This window comes from Rhodococcus sp. Q1, assembly GCF_004153645.1.
GTDB classification, from domain to species: Bacteria; Actinomycetota; Actinomycetes; order Mycobacteriales; family Mycobacteriaceae; genus Rhodococcus; species Rhodococcus gordoniae.
The window spans coordinates 21577-40773 of sequence record NZ_SDMJ01000008.1 but is presented as its reverse complement, the minus strand read 5'-3'; the positions used below and the strand labels follow the sequence as shown (position 1 = coordinate 40773).

The 19197-nt window shown below is 68.2% G+C and carries 18 protein-coding genes and 1 tRNA gene; 12 read left to right on the top strand and 7 right to left on the bottom strand.

The window, feature by feature from the left end; translation table 11 throughout:
• Positions 1-6 precede the first annotated feature (6 nt).
• From EQ874_RS19585 to EQ874_RS19570, 4 genes are read left to right on the top strand one after another with little or no spacing between them, the layout of a single operon-like run.
• Complete coding sequence (locus EQ874_RS19585) at positions 7-1161, top strand: isobutyryl-CoA dehydrogenase (RefSeq protein WP_129977830.1); 1155 nt, start codon at positions 7-9, stop codon at positions 1159-1161.
• The gene (locus EQ874_RS19580) at positions 1158-2222 is read left to right on the top strand and encodes an enoyl-CoA hydratase/isomerase family protein (RefSeq protein ID WP_129977829.1); all 1065 of its coding nucleotides are present in this window, start codon (positions 1158-1160) and stop codon (positions 2220-2222) included. The genes EQ874_RS19585 and EQ874_RS19580 overlap by 4 nt, the downstream gene beginning before the upstream one ends.
• On the top strand, positions 2219-3127 hold the full coding sequence (mmsB, locus tag EQ874_RS19575) for a 3-hydroxyisobutyrate dehydrogenase (protein WP_129977828.1): 909 nt from the start codon (positions 2219-2221) through the stop codon (positions 3125-3127). Before EQ874_RS19580 ends, mmsB begins: the two co-directional genes overlap by 4 nt.
• Positions 3124-3900, top strand: a complete 777-nt coding sequence (locus tag EQ874_RS19570; protein WP_016932087.1) for an enoyl-CoA hydratase — start codon at positions 3124-3126, stop codon at positions 3898-3900. Before mmsB ends, EQ874_RS19570 begins: the two co-directional genes overlap by 4 nt.
• An 82-nt stretch (positions 3901-3982) precedes the next feature.
• Here the strand turns inward: EQ874_RS19570 and EQ874_RS19565 are convergent, their stop codons facing one another.
• The 4 genes from EQ874_RS19565 to EQ874_RS19550 all read right to left on the bottom strand — a co-directional run bounded on the left by EQ874_RS19565 (position 3983) and on the right by EQ874_RS19550 (position 7698).
• The gene (locus EQ874_RS19565) at positions 3983-4510 is read right to left on the bottom strand and encodes a MarR family transcriptional regulator (protein WP_016932086.1); all 528 of its coding nucleotides are present in this window, start codon (positions 4508-4510) and stop codon (positions 3983-3985) included.
• Between the two features lie 72 nt (positions 4511-4582).
• On the bottom strand, positions 4583-5731 hold the full coding sequence (locus EQ874_RS19560) for a sulfotransferase (protein WP_064063609.1): 1149 nt from the start codon (positions 5729-5731) through the stop codon (positions 4583-4585).
• A gap of 12 nt (positions 5732-5743) precedes the next feature.
• Positions 5744-6535: an SDR family oxidoreductase gene (locus tag EQ874_RS19555; protein WP_064063608.1), complete on the bottom strand. Its 792-nt coding sequence runs from the start codon at positions 6533-6535 to the stop codon at positions 5744-5746.
• Positions 6532-7698, bottom strand: a complete 1167-nt coding sequence (locus EQ874_RS19550; protein WP_129977827.1) for a hypothetical protein — start codon at positions 7696-7698, stop codon at positions 6532-6534. The genes EQ874_RS19555 and EQ874_RS19550 overlap by 4 nt, the downstream gene beginning before the upstream one ends.
• Before the next feature lie 82 nt (positions 7699-7780).
• Between EQ874_RS19550 and EQ874_RS19545 the strand changes: the two genes are divergently transcribed.
• The 6 genes from EQ874_RS19545 to EQ874_RS19520 all read left to right on the top strand — a co-directional run bounded on the left by EQ874_RS19545 (position 7781) and on the right by EQ874_RS19520 (position 14166).
• Entirely contained in the window at positions 7781-8722 is a 942-nt protein-coding gene (locus tag EQ874_RS19545) for a helix-turn-helix domain-containing protein (RefSeq protein WP_129977826.1), read from the top strand.
• A gap of 115 nt (positions 8723-8837) precedes the next feature.
• Positions 8838-9770, top strand: coding sequence for a sulfate adenylyltransferase subunit CysD (cysD, locus tag EQ874_RS19540; protein WP_129977825.1), 933 nt, complete (start codon positions 8838-8840; stop codon positions 9768-9770).
• Positions 9770-11605 carry an adenylyl-sulfate kinase gene (cysC, locus tag EQ874_RS19535; RefSeq protein ID WP_129977824.1) on the top strand — a complete coding sequence of 612 codons (1836 nt, stop codon included), beginning with the start codon at positions 9770-9772 and terminating at the stop codon, positions 11603-11605. Before cysD ends, cysC begins: the two co-directional genes overlap by 1 nt.
• Positions 11602-12756 (top strand): 3'(2'),5'-bisphosphate nucleotidase CysQ, encoded by a 1155-nt coding sequence (locus tag EQ874_RS19530; protein ID WP_129977823.1) that lies wholly within the window; start codon positions 11602-11604, stop codon positions 12754-12756. The genes cysC and EQ874_RS19530 overlap by 4 nt, the downstream gene beginning before the upstream one ends.
• Before the next feature lie 52 nt (positions 12757-12808).
• Positions 12809-13810, top strand: coding sequence for an MBL fold metallo-hydrolase (locus tag EQ874_RS19525; protein WP_129977822.1), 1002 nt, complete (start codon positions 12809-12811; stop codon positions 13808-13810).
• Complete coding sequence (locus EQ874_RS19520; protein WP_129977821.1) at positions 13807-14166, top strand: limonene-1,2-epoxide hydrolase family protein; 360 nt, start codon at positions 13807-13809, stop codon at positions 14164-14166. The genes EQ874_RS19525 and EQ874_RS19520 overlap by 4 nt, the downstream gene beginning before the upstream one ends.
• A gap of 68 nt (positions 14167-14234) precedes the next feature.
• Here EQ874_RS19520 and EQ874_RS19515 read toward each other — a convergent pair.
• The 3 genes from EQ874_RS19515 to EQ874_RS19505 form a co-directional block, all read right to left on the bottom strand.
• Positions 14235-14310 (bottom strand) — tRNA-Arg (locus EQ874_RS19515).
• 121 nt (positions 14311-14431) lie between these two features.
• The gene (locus EQ874_RS19510) at positions 14432-15139 is read right to left on the bottom strand and encodes a DUF305 domain-containing protein (protein ID WP_129977820.1); all 708 of its coding nucleotides are present in this window, start codon (positions 15137-15139) and stop codon (positions 14432-14434) included.
• A gap of 2 nt (positions 15140-15141) precedes the next feature.
• A complete protein-coding gene (locus EQ874_RS19505) occupies positions 15142-15963 on the bottom strand; it encodes a DUF3105 domain-containing protein (protein ID WP_129977819.1) in 822 nt (273 codons plus the stop codon).
• 156 nt (positions 15964-16119) lie between these two features.
• On the opposite strand from EQ874_RS19505, the gene argS reads away from it, so the two are divergent.
• The gene (argS, locus tag EQ874_RS19500; RefSeq protein WP_129977818.1) at positions 16120-17772 is read left to right on the top strand and encodes an arginine--tRNA ligase; all 1653 of its coding nucleotides are present in this window, start codon (positions 16120-16122) and stop codon (positions 17770-17772) included.
• Complete coding sequence (gene lysA, locus EQ874_RS19495) at positions 17769-19190, top strand: diaminopimelate decarboxylase (RefSeq protein ID WP_129977817.1); 1422 nt, start codon at positions 17769-17771, stop codon at positions 19188-19190. The genes argS and lysA overlap by 4 nt, the downstream gene beginning before the upstream one ends.
• The last annotated feature ends 7 nt before the right edge of the window (positions 19191-19197 follow it).

Here is a 19197-nt window from a genome sequence, read left to right as displayed (position 1 = left end):
GCCGGCATGTTTCTCCTCACCGACGACGACCGGGCGATCCGCGACACCGCCCGGGACTTCGCCACCGAGTATCTGGCCCCGAACGCGGTCGACTGGGACCAGAACAAGCACTTCCCCGTGGACGTACTGCGCAAGGCGGCCGAGCTGGGCATGGGCGGCATCTACGTCCGCGAGGACGTGGGCGGATCGGGGCTGCGCCGCCTCGATTCCGTCCGGATCTTCGAGGAGCTGGCGAAGGGCTGCCCGTCCGTCGCGGCGTACATCTCCATCCACAACATGGTCACGTGGATGATCGACAAGTTCGGCAACGACGAACAGCGTCACCAGTGGGTGCCGAAGCTGTGCTCGATGGAGCATCTGGGCAGCTACTGCCTCACCGAGCCGGGTGCCGGCTCCGATGCGGCGGCCCTGAGCACCAAGGCCGTTCGTGACGGTGACGAGTACGTGCTCACCGGGGTCAAACAGTTCATCTCCGGAGCCGGCACGTCCGACGTGTACGTGGTCATGGCCCGCACCGGCGACACCGGCGCCCGCGGCATCTCCGCGTTCCTCGTCCCGAAGGACACCCCCGGACTCTCCTTCGGCGCCAACGAGAAGAAGATGGGCTGGAACGCCCAGCCCACCCGGCAGGTCATCCTCGACGGTGCCCGGGTGCCCGCCGAAAACCTCCTCGGTACCGAGGGCGGCGGCTTCCGAATCGCCATGCAGGGGCTCAACGGCGGTCGCATCAACATCGCCGCGTGCTCCGTCGGTGGCGGTCAGACCGCTCTCGACCGGGCGGTCACCTATCTCGCCGAGCGCAAGGCCTTCGGGGAGCGTCTGCTCGACTCGCAGGCCCTGCAGTTCCGCCTCGCCGACATGCGGATCGAACTCGAGGCCGCGCGCACGCTGCTGTGGCGCGCCGCCGACGCGCTCGACCGCGGCGCCGACGACGTCGTGGAGCTGTGCGCGATGGCGAAACGGTTCGCGACCGACACCGGCTTCGAGGTCGCGAACGAGGCGCTGCAGTTGCACGGTGGCTACGGTTACCTTGCCGAGTACGGGATCGAGAAGATCGTGCGCGATCTGCGCGTGCATCAGATCCTGGAAGGAACCAACGAGATCATGCGGGTGGTCGTCGCGCGGAGCGTGGTGGCCGCAGCGCAGAACGGAGCGGCATGACCGGGCAGGAACCCGAGATCCTCATCGACGTGAAGGACGGCATCGGCCATATCACGCTCAACCGGCCCAAGGCCATCAACGCCCTCAACCACGCCATGGTCCTCGAGATGTCGAAGGCCCTGAACGCCTGGGAGAACGACGACTCGGTGCGTGCCGTGCTGGTACGCGGTGCCGGTGAACGCGGCCTGTGCGCCGGCGGCGACATCGTCTCGATCTACCACGACGCCAAGGACGGCGGCACGGGATCGCAGGACTTCTGGCGCGACGAATACATCCTCAACGCCGCCATCGGCCGCTACCCGAAGCCGTACATCGCGATCATGGACGGCATCGTCATGGGCGGCGGCGTCGGGATCTCGGCGCACGGCAACGTCCGGATCGTCACCGAACGTTCGAGCATCGCCATGCCCGAGACCGGAATCGGATTCGTCCCCGACGTCGGCGGCACCTACCTGCTCTCGCGCACACCCGGCGAGATCGGTACCCACATCGCGCTGACCACCGGGCGGATGAAGGCCGGCGACGCCATCGCCCTGGGTTTCGCCGACCACTACCTGCCGTCCGAGGCGCTCGACAAGTTCGTCGCCGCACTCGAGTCCGGCTCGGTGGAGGACGCACTCGCCGAATACTCGCAGCCCGCACCCGAATCGGCGCTGCTCGCTCAGCGTGAGTGGATCGACGCGGCGTACTCCGCCGACACCGTCGACGAGATCGTCGAGCGCCTCCGGGCCTCGGACGTGCCGGAGGCACGCGAGACCGCCGATCAGGTGCTCTCGAAATCGCCTGTCGCGCTGAAGGTGACCCTGCGGTCGCTGCGGCACGCCCGGCAGCTCGGCAGCCTCGAAGAGGTGCTGAACGAGGAGTTCCGGGTCTCGGCCGCCTCGCTGAAGTCGCACGACCTCGTCGAGGGCATCCGCGCGCAGGTCGTCGACAAGGACCGCAACCCGCAGTGGTCGCCGGCCACCCTCGCCGATGTCACCGAGGCCGACGTCGACGCCTACTTCCAGCCGCTCGGCGATCTCGAACTCGGGCTCGCCGCTCCCAAGGAGAACGACCGATGAGTGCACTTCCCGCCGTCGCCTTCCTCGGCCTCGGACACATGGGCGGACCGATGGCCGCGAACCTGGTCCGCGCCGGGTACACCGTCACGGGTTACGACCCGGTTCCCGCTGCACAGGAAGAGGCCACGAAGAACGGCATCACCGTCGCCGAGGCCGCTGTCGACGCGGTGCGTGGCGCCGAGGTCGTGATCACCATGCTGCCGAACGGCAAACTCGTCCTCGACCTGTACGACGAGATCCTGCCCGCCGCCGAGCCGGACACGCTGTTCGTCGACAGCTCGACCATCGACGTCGCCGACGCCCGCGCCGCCGCGGAAAAGGCGCACGAGGCCGGCCACCGCGCCGTCGACGCACCGGTCTCCGGGGGTGTCGCCGGAGCCACGGCAGGGACGCTCGCCTTCATGGTCGGCGGCAGCGAGGACGACTTCGCCACCGCGCAACCCCTGCTCGGGGCGATGGGACGCAAGATCGTCCACTGCGGTGGATCGGGCAACGGCCAGGCCGCGAAGATCTGCAACAACATGATCCTGGGCATCTCGATGATCGCCATCAGCGAGGCCTTCGTCCTCGGCGAGAAGCTCGGCCTCGACAACCAGGCACTGTTCGACGTCGCGTCCAACGCGTCCGGGCAGTGCTGGGCGCTGACGAGCAACTGCCCGGTGCCGGGGCCGGTCCCGACCACGCCCGCGAACAACGACTACCAGCCGGGTTTCGCGGCCGCGCTCATGGACAAGGATCTCGGACTGGCCGCGAACGCGGTGCGGTCCAACGGTGTCGAAGCCGAACTCGGGTTGCGAGCAGCCGAGCTCTACCATCGTTTCAATACCGAGGGTGGTGGAGGACTCGACTTCTCCGCCATCATCACCGATATCCGAGACCGCTCGACCGCGAAGGACAGCAAGTGACAGATTTCGAGACCATCCTGCTCGACCGCAAGGGCCGCGTCGGCATCGTCACCCTCAACCGGCCGAAGGCGCTCAACGCGCTCAACAGCCAGTTGATGCGCGAGGTCGTTGCTGCCGTCGAGGAACTCGACGCGGACAGCGAGATCGGTGCGATCCTGCTCACCGGGTCGGAGAAGGCGTTCGCCGCCGGCGCCGACATCAAGGAGATGGCGCCGAAGACCTTTGCCGAGGCGTACGCGGAAGATCTGTTCTCGCAGTGGGATCGGCTCTCGTCCGTCCGCAAGCCGATCGTCGCCGCGGTGTCGGGTTACGCGCTCGGCGGCGGCTGCGAGCTGGCGATGCTGTGCGACTTCATCATCGCGTCCGACACCGCCAAGTTCGGTCAGCCCGAGATCAAGCTCGGCGTCATCCCCGGTATCGGCGGATCGCAGCGCCTCACCCGCGCGGTGGGCAAGGCCAAAGCCATGGACATGTGTCTGACCGGACGCAACATGGACGCCGAGGAGGCCGAGCGCGCCGGACTCGTCTCGCGCATCGTTCCCGCCGCGGAACTGTTCGACGTGGCTCTCGAGACGGCGACGACCATCGCGTCGATGTCGCTGCCTGTCGCGATCATGGCGAAGGAGGCCGTCAACCGGTCCTTCGAGACGACACTGGCCGAGGGCGTGAAGTTCGAGCGCCGCGTGTTCCATTCGACGTTCGCCACCGCCGACCAGAAGGAAGGCATGGCGGCCTTCGTCGAGAAGCGCGCGCCGGAGTTCAAGCACGCCTGACAGGCATCACCCCGCATGCGACGAAGGGCCGCCCCGAACGGGGCGGCCCTTCTCGTTTTCGGCATTCGACCGTTCTCGCGCCTCACCACTTGGAAGGCGCACCGCCGGTGTCGAAGTCGCCGGCGTCGTGCCGCATCGTCGCGAGGATGCGCAACAACGTGTCGATGTGCCCCTCGGGAATGCCGGGCCGGGCGAAGACCTCCGTGTTGAGCTTCTCGGTCGCCTGGATCGCCGATGCCCGTCCCTCGTCGGTGAGTTCGATGAGAGTGGCCCGTCGATCGCTCGGATGCGGGGTGCGCCGGACCAGCCCGGCCTTCTCGAGGCGGTCGACGGCGTTGGTGACGCTGGTGGGGTGCACCTGCAGGCGCGCGCTGGCCTTCGCCATCGGCAACGCTCCGGACCTGGTGAAATGCAGCAGCGTGAGCAGTTCGTAACGGGCGAAGGTCAGGCCGAAGGGTTTGAGCACCTCCTCGACCCGCGCCATCATGATCTGCTGCGCCCGCATCACCGAGGTGACCGCGGCCATGCCGTCGGCGACTTCGCCCCAGCCGTGGGCGGTCCACTGGCGGTGGGCTTCGGCGATGGGGTCGAGGGGGAGTGGTGCGGGCATGTCTCCATCATCCCACGGACGAACGCGCAGGTAGCCAGGGCACACCGGTTTCCGGTGCCGTTCCTGCCGGGTTCAGCGGTATGCGTAGTCGCGGAAACGCTCGTCGACCTCGCCCACACTCAGCCCGAACTCCTCGAGGGTGTACCGGTGTGCGGGTTTCCTTGCCCCGCTACGGCTTTCTTCGTGCAGTGCGGTCATCGCGTGTTCGGCCTCCGCAGTGAACGGCAGACCGAACCGGTCGTACAGGCCCCCGACGGTACCGAGCGGATCGGCGACGAAATCCCGGTAGTCCACGTCGACGAAACGGGCAGGATCGTGTCGGCGGCGCGCCTCGGTGAAATCGTCGAAACCCCGTGCCCAGAGATCGAGCTGACTGCGACCGATCGTCTCTCCGACGAACGCCTCGGACCACCCCTCTGTGGCCTGCGCCGCGAGGCTGCACACCGACGGGATGACGGTACGCGGATCGCGATGGGTGACGACGACGAGCGCGTCCGGGTACACCTCGAGCAGTTCGTCCAGTGCGAACAGGTGACTGGGATTCTTCAGCACCCACCGCTTGCCGGCATCGGGAAGACCGATGAGCTGCAGGTTCCTCCGATGCCGGGCATACGCCGCGGTCCAGTCCTGCCCGGCAAGCCATTGCGAGTAGGTGGGCAGGTGGGCCAGGCACTCGTAGGAGATCGACCGGAACGACTGGCGCAGCAACTGCCAGCATTCCTCGACCTCGGCGGCGGACATGTAGTGCACACCCATGAACTCGGGGTGCTCGACGTGGTGCTGCGCGAATCCGGCCTCGATACCGGCGAACACCGGGTTCTCCGCCCAGGTCTCGCGGGGCGGCCGGGGCTGCGGCATCTCCGTCAGCCACATCTCGAGCCCCTGGTGGGCGGGATCCGCGGCGAGCAGGCGGTGCAGTGCCGTCGTTCCGGTACGGGGCAGGCCGGTGACGAAGATCGGCCGGGTGATCGGGACGTCCGTGTGCTCGGGATGGGCGGCCCAGGCAGATTCCGACAGCAACCGCGCCACGAGGGCACCGCGCAGGAAGACCCGCGACATCTTGCTGCCGAGCGGGGTGAGCTTCTCGTCCCGCGCATACGATTCGAGCAGCACCTCGAGTCCGTCGAGGTAGGCGTCGTCGCCGAAATCGGTCAGGCCCGTCAGGCGGGTCGCGGAGGCATGCAGATCCGGGGCGGTGCCGACGGTGGTGCGTTCGCTCATGTGCTGTCCCGTTCAGTGGTGGTATTCGCCGCAGTTGACGTCGAGGCACTGGCCGGTGATCGCCGACGCCATCGGCGAGGCCAGGAAGATCACCGCATCCGCGATCTCCTCGGTGGTCGGGAGACGCTTCAGATCGGAGGCGGCGGCGGTGTGCTCGTAGATCTGTTCGACGGTGGTACCGTATTTGTCCGCCTGGTGTTCGAAGTACCCTTGCAGGATCGGACCCCAGATATAGCCCGGTGCAACGGAGTTCACCCGGATGCCCTGGACTCCGAGTTCGGTCGCGAGGGATCGGGACATCGCCAGCAGTGCCGACTTCGCGAGTTTGTAACTGCCGTAACGTTCCTGGGAGTGCCGCAGCACCATCGAATTGATGTTGATCACCGCACCGGCCGATTCGGCGAGGGCGGGGGCGAACAACTGGGTGAGTCGCAATGCGCCGAGGACGGTGAGCTCCACACTGTCCCGGATCTGCTGGAAATCGGTGCGAGCCAACGGCTTCATCGACGGAACGGAGAAAGCGTTGTTCACGAGCACGTCGGCCCGTCCGAATTCCGAGACCACCCTCTCGACGAGTGCGGCGGCGGATTCGTCGTCGGTGATGTCGGTGGGTACGACCAGTGCCCGGCGGCCCGTGCCCTCGACTTCCGCTGCAACCTTCTCGAGCCGCTCCCGGGTCCGGGCGGCGAGCACCACGTCGGCGCCGTGCTCGGCGCACCGCAGCGCGAGCGTGCGTCCCAGTCCCGGGCCGACCCCGGAGATCACGACGACTCGGTCGCGGAGCAGTCCCGCTGTCGCGCTCATCCGAGCATCCGATCGGCGACGCCCCGCTGGCGGTCCGCGATGCGCTGCGCCCAGGCGTCGGGGGTGATGCGGTTCGACTCGTGGAAGGGCAGGACCTCGGAGAGCCGATCGACCGGCACCACCTCGGCGGTCGGGCCGTCGGCCGCGGTCAGTTCGCGATCGAGGCGCTGCCAGCGGAACTGCAGGATCCCGCGGCTGCGGCCGAGGGTCTCGACCCAGTTCGTCAGTCCCGGATTGCGGGCCGAGACCACGATCCGGACCATTCCGTCGGGATCGACCTGCGCCTGGCTGTTGTTCAGGGAGGTCTGGTGATGGATGTAGTCCAGGGAGATGTACCAGAGGCTGCCGATCTGGAAGCCCAGATAGGGCGCGTCGCTCGCGGGGAGGGTCAGGACCATCGCCTCGTCGTCGCCGAGTTCGTAGTGCCCGACGGACGAGTACTGCGTGTCCAGACCACCGGGGGTGCGGCGTGGTTCCGTCACCGTGTTCACCGGCAGCTTCAGGTAGAACCACTCGGGGAACTGCAGCCAGGTCTTCACCCGCGAGACCAGCGCGCGACCGGCACGTTCGTAACGGGTGACCACGTCCTGGTGGGTGGGTTCGGGGGCCGGGACGCCGAGGCTGTCGAGCCTGTGGATGCTCAGCGTGCCGCGGCGTTGCGTCCAGTCGCTGTAGACCTCGCGGACGACGAGCTGCGACGAGCCGGGCGCGAGCGGGAAGTAGTTCCGATCCGGGTCGCGGGGGCCGGGACCGAACCGCACCTCGAAGGTGCCGTCGTCGGCGATGGTCAGTGCGCGGTCGTCGAAGGCCGTGACGTTGCCGGGTACCTCGGCGTCCGTGTAGTTGCCGGCCAGCACCTGGAAGCTGAGGTCGCAGGTCGTGCCGCGGCGCCCGGTGACGACGTACTCGGCGTCGTCTCGGATCGACGCGCCCCAGTACAGGGTGTCGGGATTGTCGAGGCCCATCTTCGTGTAGGGGCCGGTGCCGGTGACGAAGACCGGATGGGAGCGGCTGTACGCGAACGTGGCGTGGACGCACGCGGAGATCCCACCGGCCAGATAGCCGTATCCCTCGACGAGGTCCTGCTCGGTGCGGATGTGGGGGGCGGTGGCGACGAGTTTCTCGGCCTCGGCTATCGCCGCGGTGAGCGGATCGGTGAGCACTGCGATCTCCTGTGGTCCAAATATGTACCGCTGCGGTAGTCTTCCGTTGCGCCGAGAGTAGAACGTGTTCCAGGGAGGGTCAATGGGTCGTCGCGAGACCGAGGCGCTCGCGGAGTCGGCTGCCGGGGCGGGGACCGCCCGCCGGTCGCCGCCCACGGAGCGCGTCGTACAGGTCCTCGACCACCTCGTCGCGCGACCCGGCGTCCGGTTCGGATTGTCGGAACTGGCGCGCGAACTCGAGCTGAGCAAGCCCACCTGCCTGGGCATCCTCACGGCGCTCACCGACGCCGGTTATCTGATCCGCGACCCCGTCGACAAGACCTACGGGCTCGGGCCGGCGCTGATCGTCGCGGGACGCGCCGCGCAGCGTGGATTCGCGTCCGGGCCGGTCGCGCGCCGGCATCTCGTCGCACTCGCCGAGGAGTTCGGCGTGATGTGCTCCGCGTCGGCGGTCGTCGGCGACCGCATCGCGGTGCTCGACGTCGTCGGTGGGCACGGCACGGCTGCGGCGGCGCGGGTGGGGGAGGTGTATCCCTTCGCACCGCCGGTGGGGTTGATGTACGTGTTGTGGGACACCGACGAGCGCATCGAGCAGTGGCTGCGGCGGGAGCCGACCCTGCCCGTGTCCGTCGACCGCGACGACCTGTGGCGGATCGTCACCGACTGTCGCCGCGCGGGCTATCTCGCCGAATCCCTCACGCCCGGAGGTCGCCGCCTGTATGCGCTCATGGCGGGGGTGGTCTCGCACGACCTGGCACCCGAGATGCGGGAGATGCTGGCGGAACTCGTGACCAGTCCCGGTGAGCGCGTGCTGATGCCCGACGCCTTCGCCGCGGGGGAGAAGCGGGCGGTCAACCTCGTGGCGGCCCCCGCCTACGATCCGGACGGTCACCAGTCGCTCGTGCTCACACTCCACCTCGAGCGGGAGGTGGACGCCGCCGGGATCGAGCGGTGCGGCGCGGCGCTCGTGGCGGTCGCCGATGCGATCACCGCCGATCTCGGTGGACGCCGGCCGGGGCGCTGACGGACGGTCACCGCGGTCACCCGTTGACCTGGAATTGAAACTCGTTCTACTGTTGCGGGGTAATCTTCGACCGCGTCGGTACACATGTGTACCGCACCGGGTGAGAGGGGCGCGAGTGACCACGGTGCCGCCGCAACGACCACCGATCTACGAACTGCCGCTGCTCGGTGCGCTCGAGGCCGAGTCCGTGCACATCTTCCGCGAGGTCGCCGCGACCTTCTCGCGGCCCGTCCTGCTGTTCTCCGGCGGTAAGGACTCCGCGGTGATGCTGCACGTGGCCACCAAGGCGTTCTGGCCCGCGCCGCTTCCGTTCCCCGTGTTGCACATCGACACCGGACACAACTTCGACGAGGTGATCGACTTCCGCGACCACACCGTCGAACGCCTCGGGCTCCGGCTGATCGTCGCCTCGGTGCAGGACGACCTCGACGCCGGGCGTGCCGTCGAGGACGACGGGCCGCACGCCACCCGCAACCGGCTGCAGACCGGTACCCTCCTGCGTGCTCTGCGGGAAGGGGGATTCGACGCCGTTTTCGGTGGCGCCCGTCGCGACGAGGAGAAGGCTCGCGCCAAGGAACGAATCTTCAGCCTGCGCGACGAATTCGGGCAGTGGGACCCGAAGGCACAGCGCCCCGAACTGTGGCACCTGTACAACGGCCGGCACCGCCGCGGCGAGCACATGCGGGTCTTCCCGCTGTCCAACTGGACCGAACTCGACATCTGGCGCTACATCCGCGACGAGGGCGTCGAACTCCCCTCCCTGTACTACGCCCACCGGCGGTCCGTCGTCGAACGTGACGGAATGCTGCTCGCGCACAACCCGTTTCTCACCCTGCACGGCGGAGAGGTGCCGCGCGAAGGTCTCGTGCGTTTCCGCACGGTCGGCGACGCGACGTGTACCGGCTGCGTCGAATCCGCCGCCACCACTGCAGACGAGGTGGTCGCCGAGGTCGCCGCGAGCCGGGTCACCGAGCGCGGCGCGACCCGGGCGGACGACCGGATCTCCGACGCCGGAATGGAAGACCGCAAAAGGGAAGGATATTTCTGATGTCCCGCCTCCTGCGCATCGCGACCGCCGGCAGCGTCGACGACGGCAAGTCCACGCTCATCGGCCGGCTGTTGTTCGACTCGAAGGCGGTCTTCGAGGACCAGCTCGAGGCCGTGACCCGCACGAGCCTCGACCGCGGGTCCGACCGCGCCGATCTCGCGCTGCTCACCGACGGCCTGCGCGCCGAACGCGAGCAGGGCATCACGATAGACGTTGCCTATCGTTATTTCGCTACGGCGCAGAGAACATTCGTCATCGCCGACACTCCCGGCCACGAGCAGTACACGCGCAACATGGTCACCGGGGCGTCCACCGCCGACCTGGCGCTCGTCCTCGTCGACGCCCGTAACGGCATCGTCGAACAGACCCGCCGGCACGCCTTCCTCGCGTCGCTGCTCGGGGTACGGCACGTGGTGCTGTGCATCAACAAGATGGACCTGGTGGACTGGTCGCAGCGCCGCTTCGACGAGATCTGCGACGAATTCCGGAATTTCGCGGCGAAGCTCGACATGCCCGACCTCGCCTTCGTTCCCGTCTCCGCGCTGCACGGCGACAACGTCGTCTCCCGCACCGCGAACATGCCGTGGTACGAGGGCACTTCGCTGCTGCACCATCTCGAACAGGTGCACATCGCCTCGGACGTCAACCTCATCGATGCGCGACTGCCCGTGCAGTACGTCATCCGCCCCGGTGAGGGTGAGCACCGCGACTTCCGCGGTTACGCCGGAACGGTCGCGGCCGGCGGATTCGCGTCCGGCGACGACGTGGTCGTTCTCCCTTCCGGTTTCGGAACGCGGGTGCGGACGTTGTGGGGGCCGGGCGGAACGGAACTCGAGCACGCCTTCGCCGGTGCGGCGGTGTGCGTCGAACTCGAGGACGACCTCGACGTCGGACGTGGCGACATGCTGTGCCGACCCAACAATCGTCCTCTCGTCGGGCACGAGATCGACGCCATGGTGTGCTGGTTCGACGAACGCTCCGCACTCGACCCCGACGCCCGCTACGCCCTCCTGCACACCACGCGCTCGACCACCGCGCGGGTGGCGCGCCTGGACTACCGTCTCGACGTCAACACTCTGCACCGCGACGAGGCCGCGACGACGCTCGGTCTCAACGAGATCGGCCGCGTGCACCTGCGCACACAACAACCGCTGCTGTTCGATCCCTATCGACGCAACCGCACCACCGGAAGCTTCGTGCTCGTCGACGAACGCACCGGCAACACCGTCGCGGCCGGAATGATCACCGGTCCGACACTGGCGGACAGCCGGGTGGTCTGGCACTCGGCGGCGGTCTCGCGGGCCGAGCGGGGAAGGGCCGGGACGACGGTGTGGCTCACCGGGCTGTCCGCCTCAGGCAAGTCCACCCTTGCCGTCGAACTCGAACGACGGCTGCTCGCCGAGGGCGTCCCCGCCTACCGCCTCGACGGCGACAACCTCAGGCACGGACTCAACGCCGACCTCGGATTCGGTCCGGAGGACCGCGCGGAGAACGTCCGCCGCGTCGGCGCGGTCGCACACTTGATGGCCGACGCCGGACTCGTCGCGATCTGCGCGCTCATCAGTCCCTACCGACAGGACCGCGACCGCATCCGCCGGCAACACGAGGAGGCCGGGATCCGCTTTGTCGAGGTCTTCGTCGACACTCCGCTCGCCGACTGCGAGGCGCGCGATCCGAAAGGCATGTACGCGCGGGCACGGGCCGGTGAGATCACCGGCTTCACCGGCGTCGACGATCCCTACGAACCACCGTCCGATCCCGACCTGGTCGTGCGCCCCCACGACGGCACGCCTGCCGTGCAGGCCGGCCTTGTCGTGGAATTGTTGAGGGCATGACGCACGACAACGGTGACACGGCCCGGCTCGCGGGCGAGGGTGACGACGCCCGGCTCGCGGCCGAGACGGCCTCCGGCGCAGGTGAACTGCTGCTCACGGTCCGTGCCATCGAATCGGATGCCCTCACCGGGCGCGAGCTGGGCCGACGCGGCGACCACGCCGCCAACACGTACATCCTCGAACGGCTGGCGGCCGCACGACCCGGTGACGCGGTGCTCTCGGAGGAATCCGCGGACGATCCGGCCCGGGTCGGCGCAGACCGCGTCTGGATCATCGACCCCCTCGACGGGTCGAAGGAGTACGGGATGCCCGACCACGTCGACTGGGCGGTCCACATCGCGCTCTGGGAGGCAGGACGAGGGCTCACCGCCGCCGCGGTCGCGCAACCGGCGATCGGCGTCGTTCACAGCACCGCCGATCCGGCTCCGGCACCGCAACCGGCCCGGCGCCGTCCCCGCATCGTCATCAGCGGGAGCAGGCCGCCCGCCTTCGTGTTCGATCTGGCCCGCGATCTCGGTGCCGATCTGATCCGGATGGGTTCGGCCGGTGCCAAGGCGATGGCGGTGGTGCGCGGGGAGGCCGACGCCTACATCCACGCCGGCGGTCAGTGGGAGTGGGATTCGGCGGCGCCGGTCGCGGTCGCGCGTGCCGCGGGTCTGCACTGCGCCCGGATCGACGGCAGCGAACTCGAATACAACCGGCCGCATCCGTATCTGCCCGACCTGGTGATCTGCCGTGCCGATTGGGCGCCGGACGTGATGTCCGCTCTGGCCGTGTACGCCACGGGACCGACCGACAGCCCCCGCGTCGCGATGGCACGCGCGTACATCCGGTCCCTGGTCAGCCACGACGCGTCTCATGTGCGGCTCGCCGAGGGCGCCTGGCGGGTCGAGAACGGGGAGCGCACCGGCGACAGCGGCATCGAGATCCGTGATCGCCTCGAGAACGGCCCGGAGTACCGGCCCATCCGCCGCATCCGCGACCTGCAGTTCCGTGAATGGCACCACAGCGTCGTCGCGCGGTTCGTCCTGGACATCGCAGCGGGTCCGAGGGCCGAGACATCGGTCGCGGTGACGGAGCACTTCGACATCCCGGCGGGGGAGATCAGGTCGATCGTCGCGATCATCGAGCCCGTGCAGGGTAATAGTTGAAGTCATTGTTGTAGCTTTCGAACGAAAGTAACCATGATCGAGAGGCATCACCATGGCCGAAGCGCGTGATATCGGGGACGGCATCCATGTCGTCCCCGTCCCGGTGGGGGACCTGCCCGTCGGCGATACCCAGGTCTACGTGATGGAATCCCCGCGCGGCGTCGTCCTCGTCGACGTCGGCTGGAACGACGACCGGTCGTGGGCGGCATTGCAGAACGGCCTGGCCACGGCGGGTCTGTCGGTCACCGACGTCGAAGGAGTGGTCGTCACCCATTTCCACCCCGATCATGTCGGTCTGACCGGGCGGATCCAGGAAGCCTCCGGATGCTGGGTGGCGATGAACGAGGCCGACTTCGCCCACCTCGAAGTCATGCTCTCCGATGTCGATCGACGTCCCCGGGAGGCCGAACTGCTGCGCCGCGCCGGAGCACCGGAGGATGCGATCGACGAAGTGCTCACCACCGTCGTACCGGCCGTCGGCCGTCCCGACGTGCTCCCCGACCGCAAACTCGGCACCGACGAGACGATCCCGCTGTCGGGGCGTTCCCTGCGCACCGTGCTCACCCCGGGTCACACGCCCGGCCACGCCTGTTTCCTTCTCGAAGAACACGGTGTGCTGTTCACCGGCGACCACGTCCTGGCCACCACGACACCGCATGTCGGAGAGTTCGATTTTCCCCTGCCGCAACGTGATGCGCTCGGCGAGTACTTCGACTCACTGCGCGCGGTCGCGGATCTGCCCGTGCGACGGGCCCTGCCCGCACACCGACAGCAGATCGACGACCTGCCGCATCGCGCGGGCGAACTGATCGCCCACCACGACCGGCGCCTCGACGATCTCTACGACGCGTTCGGCGACGAGGAACTCACCTTGTGGGAAGCCACCGCTCGCATGCGCTGGTACCGGCCGTGGACCGAGACTCCCGTGCACGGTAAGAGGATGGCGCTCGCGGAAGGGTCTGCGCACGTGCGCCAGCTCATCGAACGAGGACGGGTCCGTCGCGTGCCGGGCACCGAACCTGCCCGCTTCGCGCGTATCGCGGTGAACGAATGAGTCCCGACGAGATCGTCACCGACTTCTGCCGGCGGTGGGCCGATCCCGACCCGGCCGAGCTCGCAGCCTTCTTCACCGACGATGCTGTCTTCCACAACATCCCGATGGAACCGATCCGCGGCCGCGCGGCGATCGAGGAGTACATCGCGGGTTTCGTGACGTCCTTCGGTGCCATCGACTACCGCATCCACCACCAGGCGGTCTCCGGCACCGTCGTGCTCAACGAACGCACCGACGTATTCACCATGAACGGCCGGACGATCGAACTTCCCGTCACGGGCGTGTTCGAGATCGTGGACGGGAAGATCGCGGCCTGCCGGGACTACTTCGACCCCACGCCGTTCACCGGCACCTGACCGACACCGGACACCGAACCGACCGGACGAACACCGAAGGCCCCGCTTCGTGAGAAGCGGGGCCTTCGTGGTGCCCTCGGCAGGATTCGAACCTGCGACTTCTTGCTCCGGAGGCAAGCGCTCTATCCCCTGAGCTACGAGGGCATCCGGACCACCGGATGACCGGAGGCGCGGGAGTTAGCCTAGCGCATCGAGCGCTCAACTCCACATCGCCAGGTCAGAGCCGGTTCTCGGCCTGAAATCGGGGTCGGTCCGAGCAAATTGCTCAGTTCGGAGGCAGGGCTTCGGCGCCGCGCTCGGCGAGCAGAGACCTCATGAGATCCGATTCTCCCTGCTGCGTTGCGACCATCGTGCCCGCCAGGTTGCGGACCGCCGAGGTGCTCGCGTACTGCTCGCCGTACTCCATCATCGGCAGGCCACCCTCGTGATGGCGCAGCATCAGCTGGAGGAAGAGCACGTCCAGGGCGGGACCATGAGCGGCTCGGAGATTCGCGAGATCCTCGGAGGTCGCCATACCCGGCATCAGAGGTGAACCACCGGAATCCGCGGAGTCCGCGGCCGTGCCGTGATCACCGTGACCGTGACCCGGTTCGGTCATCCACGCCATGTAGTCACCTGCCGGCAGCGCAGGCTGTCCCCACAGCGACAACCAGCCCTGCATCTGACCGATCTGGTTCTGCTGGGTGGTGAGGATGTCGTACGCGATGTTGCGGATCCGATCGTCCTCCGAATTGGAGACCACGACGGCGGCCATCTCGACGGCCTGGTCGTGGTGCACGATCATGTCCTGCGCGAACCCGACATCGACCGAGCCTGCGCCCGGCGCGGCCGGGGCGGAATCCTCGAACGGGATCCGGGACAGGAACCCCGCGAGGAAGCCGACCGCGACCGCGGTGGCGGTGAGCAGCACCAGCAGCAGCCGGTTGTGCCCACCGCGCTCGGAGGTGGAGATGGTGGGGGAGGTTTCGCTCATCGTCAGCTCCCGGCCGGTGCCTGCTGCATGTCGCCGATGGATTCCCCGTTCATCGGCACCGCGTCGGGGCCGGGCTCGGAGGCGTCGAAGGGCGGCGGGTTCGCCGGATCGAACGAGCCGGGGATCGTCGAGCAGCTCGCACCCACCTCGGGATAGGTGTACTGGTTCAGACGCAGCGCACTGATGAACTGGTCGATGCGTTCGTCGTCGACGCTGTCGACCTCGAGCCGGTGACCCCACGACTGCAGTGAGACGGGAGCCTCGAGTCCCGGATAGGGTGACATCACCATGTAGGTGCGGCCGTCGACCTTCGCGCGGAGCGTGTCGACCTCGGCGTCCTCGAGCAGATCGGGGTTGTACGCCACCCACACCGCACCGTGCTCGAGCGAATGCACCATGTTCTCGTTCCGCACCGGCTGCTCGTACACCGTTCCGGTGCAGGTCGCCCAGACGGAGTCGTGAGGGCCACCGAACGGCGGCGACTGGTCGTAGGCGACACGCTGGTTCGCTGCGACGTGCACACCGGCGGGGTACTCGAGCTTCAGGACACCCTCGATGTCGTCCGACGGATCCTGGTTGGACTCCGACGGCGTCCACGCCGACAGCTCCTGCTGGTTCTGATACTTCGGGATCAGGCTCACAGCGATCACGGCGACCAGGACGACGACCAGGGCCACGCCGCCGATCGTGAGCCACGGGATCTGGCGCTGGGCGGGGACCCCGCGCGCGCCGCCGCTCTTCTTCTTGGCGGCCTGGATGGCCTTCGACGACTTGGCTCCGGTCTTCTTGTTACCGGAGCCGCCACTAACCGAACCGCTGGGCATCGCTGTGTGCTCTTTCGACGGGGTGGACAGGCGGACGCGCGCCCATCGGGCGCACAAACACCCACAACTTTACGGGCGTGCCCGCGCGCGGCCGTGGGAGCTGCCGGTAGGGGGAGCGTCGGCGCCACGATCGACCAGCCAATAGGATGGATACCTGTGACTCCCTCCGACCTTGCTCAGCTGCTCCGCGGAACCGCCGCCGGTGTCCTCACCGACCGTGGTCTCGACGCGTCCGTTCTTCCCGAGACCCTCACCGTCGAGCGCCCGCGCAACCCGGAGCACGGCGACTATGCGACCAACGTCGCGATGCAGGTCGCGAAGAAGGTCGGTGCCGATCCCCGCGCGCTGGCCACCTGGCTCGCCGAGGCCCTGACCGCCGCCGAGGGCATCGACTCGGCCGAGGTCGCAGGTCCCGGCTTCCTGAACATCCGGCTCGCCGCCGACGCCCAGGGAGCGATCGTGGCGAAGGTGCTCGCCGAGGGCGACGCCTACGGCAACGGCACCGATCTCGCGAACACGAGGATCAACCTCGAGTTCGTCTCCGCCAACCCCACCGGTCCGATCCACCTCGGTGGCACCCGCTGGGCCGCGGTCGGCGATGCGCTCGGACGCATCCTCACCGCTCAGGGCGGTGAGGTCACCCGCGAGTACTACTTCAACGACCACGGCGCGCAGATCGACCGCTTCACCCGGTCGCTCATCGCCTCCGCGCTCGGACAGCCCGCCCCCGAGGACGGCTACGCCGGCGCCTACATCGTCGACATCGCCTCCTCCGTGCTCGAGCAGCGCCCCGACGCTCTCGAACTCCCCGAGGACGAGCGGAACGAGACGTTCCGCTCGATCGGCGTGGAGCTGATGTTCGCGCACATCACGCGTACCCTCCACGAGTTCGGTGTCGACTTCGACGTGTACTTCCACGAGAACTCCCTCTTCGAGAGCGGAGCCGTCGAGAAGGCCGTCGAGACCCTGAAGGCGTCCGGCAATCTGTACTTCGAAGACGGCGCCTGGTGGCTCAAGAGCACCGACTACGGCGACGACAAGGACCGCGTCGTCATCAAATCCGACGGCAACGCCGCCTACATCGCCGGCGACATCGCCTACTTCCAGGACAAGCGCTCGCGCGGCTTCGACCTGTGCATCTACATGCTCGGAGCCGACCACCACGGCTACATCGCCCGCCTGAAGGCCGCCGCGGCGGCGTTCGGCGACGATCCCGACACCGTCGAGGTGATGATCGGCCAGATGGTCAACCTCGTCCGCGGTGGCGAGGCCGTGAAGATGAGCAAGCGGGCCGGTACCGTGATCACCCTCGACGACCTCGTCGAGGCGATCGGCGTCGACGCCGCGCGCTACTCGCTCGTGAGGTCCTCGGTCGACCAGAGCATCGACATCGATCTCGAACTGTGGGCGAGCACCACGAACGAGAACCCGGTCTACTACGTGCAGTACGCCCACGCGCGACTGTCGTCGATCGCGCGCAACGCCGCCGATCTCGGTCTGACCACCGAGGGCGCCGACTTCTCGCTGCTCACCCATGAGCGCGAAGGCGACCTGATCCGCACCCTCGGCGAGTACCCCCGGGTGCTCGCGAAGGCGGCCGAACTGCGCGAACCGCACCGCGTAGCCCGCTACCTCGAGGAACTCGCGGGCACCTACCACCGCTTCTACGACGCCTGCCGGATCCTGCCGCAGGGCGACGAGGAGGCCGGCCCGCTGCACACCGCGCGACTCGCGCTGTGCGCGGCCGCACGGCAGGTCCTCGCCAACGGCCTCGGCCTGCTCGGCGTCAGCGCTCCGGAGCGCATGTGAACGCGCACCCCGCGGGACCGCGTCACGCCCAGATCCCGCACGCCCCGAACCTGCCCGACCGTCCGGCCGACACCGCGGCGCTCAATACGCTGGCCCCGCACGTGTGGCCCCGCAACGCCGCGCGCGGCGAGGACGGCGTCATGCGCATCGCCGGTATCCCGGTGACCGAGCTCGCCGAGAAGTACGGCACGCCGCTGTTCGTCGTCGACGAGGACGACTTCCGCTCCCGCTGCCGGGAGATCGCGGAAGCCTTCGGTCCGACGGCGAAGGTGCACTACGCGTCGAAGGCGTTCCTGTGCAGCGAGATCGCGCGGTGGGTCCACCAGGAGGGACTCTCGCTCGACGTCGCGTCCGGCGGTGAGCTCGCCGTCGCCCTGCACGCCGGCTTCCCCGCCGAGAAGATCGCGATGCACGGCAACAACAAGTCCGTCCGCGAACTGCAGGCCGCCGTGACCGCCGGGGTCGGGCACATCGTGCTCGACTCGCTCGCCGAGATCGACCGGCTCGATGCGGTCGCCGGTGAGGCCGGTGTCGTCCAGGACGTGCTGATCCGGGTGACCGTGGGCGTCGAGGCCCACACCCACGAGTTCATCTCCACCGCGCACGAGGACCAGAAGTTCGGGCTCTCACTCGCCGGTGGCCATGCCATGCAGGCCGTGCGCCGGGTCTTCGGCGCCGACAACCTCCGACTCGTCGGCCTGCACAGCCACATCGGCTCGCAGATCTTCGACGTCGACGGCTTCGAACTCGCCGCGCACCGCGTCATCGGTCTGCTGCGCGACATCGTCGCCGAATTCGGTGTCGACAAGACCGCGCAGATGAGCATCGTCGACCTCGGCGGTGGCCTGGGCATCTCGTACGTGCCGAGCGACGATCCGCCGCCGGTCGCCGATCTCGCCGCCAAGCTGGGCGACATCGTCCGGAACGAGTCCGCACTCGCCGGGCTCCCGGCTCCGACCCTCGCGGTCGAACCCGGGCGGGCCATCGCCGGACCGGGCACCGTCACCCTCTACGAGGTGGGAACCCTCAAGGACGTCGAGGTCGGCTCCGGACACGTCCGCCGCTACATCAGCGTCGACGGCGGCATGAGCGACAACATCCGCACATCGCTGTACCAGGCGGAGTACGAATCGCGCCTCGTCTCCCGTGTGAGCGAGGCCGAACCGGTGGTCTCGCGGGTCGTCGGCAAGCACTGTGAGAGCGGCGACATCGTCATCCGCGACGCCTGGATGCCCGCCGACGTCGCACCCGGTGATTTACTGGCGGTCGCGGCGACGGGTGCATACTGCTACTCGATGTCGAGCAGGTACAACCTGCTGCCTCGCCCCGCCGTCGTGGCGGTCAAGGACGGTGTCTCGCGCGTTCTGCTGCGCCGCGAGACCGTGGAAGATCTGCTCAACTTGGAGGTTTCGGAGTGACCAGTGC

Excerpts from the sequence above, each read along its gene's own strand:
- EQ874_RS19555 (WP_064063608.1), bottom strand. The coding sequence starts at position 6,535 with ATGAGCGCGACAGCGGGACTGCTCCGCGACCGAGTCGTCGTGATCTCC.
- EQ874_RS19505 (WP_129977819.1), bottom strand. The coding sequence starts at position 15,963 with ATGCCCAGCGGTTCGGTTAGTGGCGGCTCCGGTAACAAGAAGACCGGA.
- cysC (WP_129977824.1), top strand. The coding sequence starts at position 9,770 with ATGTCCCGCCTCCTGCGCATCGCGACCGCCGGCAGCGTCGACGACGGC.
- EQ874_RS19510 (WP_129977820.1), bottom strand. The coding sequence starts at position 15,139 with ATGAGCGAAACCTCCCCCACCATCTCCACCTCCGAGCGCGGTGGGCAC.
- EQ874_RS19520 (WP_129977821.1), top strand. The coding sequence starts at position 13,807 with ATGAGTCCCGACGAGATCGTCACCGACTTCTGCCGGCGGTGGGCCGAT.
- EQ874_RS19565 (WP_016932086.1), bottom strand. The coding sequence starts at position 4,510 with ATGCCCGCACCACTCCCCCTCGACCCCATCGCCGAAGCCCACCGCCAG.
- EQ874_RS19585 (WP_129977830.1), top strand. The coding sequence starts at position 7 with ATGTTTCTCCTCACCGACGACGACCGGGCGATCCGCGACACCGCCCGG.
- EQ874_RS19525 (WP_129977822.1), top strand. The coding sequence starts at position 12,809 with ATGGCCGAAGCGCGTGATATCGGGGACGGCATCCATGTCGTCCCCGTC.
- EQ874_RS19580 (WP_129977829.1), top strand. The coding sequence starts at position 1,158 with ATGACCGGGCAGGAACCCGAGATCCTCATCGACGTGAAGGACGGCATC.
- EQ874_RS19545 (WP_129977826.1), top strand. The coding sequence starts at position 7,781 with ATGGGTCGTCGCGAGACCGAGGCGCTCGCGGAGTCGGCTGCCGGGGCG.
- mmsB (WP_129977828.1), top strand. The coding sequence starts at position 2,219 with ATGAGTGCACTTCCCGCCGTCGCCTTCCTCGGCCTCGGACACATGGGC.
- EQ874_RS19530 (WP_129977823.1), top strand. The coding sequence starts at position 11,602 with ATGACGCACGACAACGGTGACACGGCCCGGCTCGCGGGCGAGGGTGAC.
- EQ874_RS19560 (WP_064063609.1), bottom strand. The coding sequence starts at position 5,731 with ATGAGCGAACGCACCACCGTCGGCACCGCCCCGGATCTGCATGCCTCC.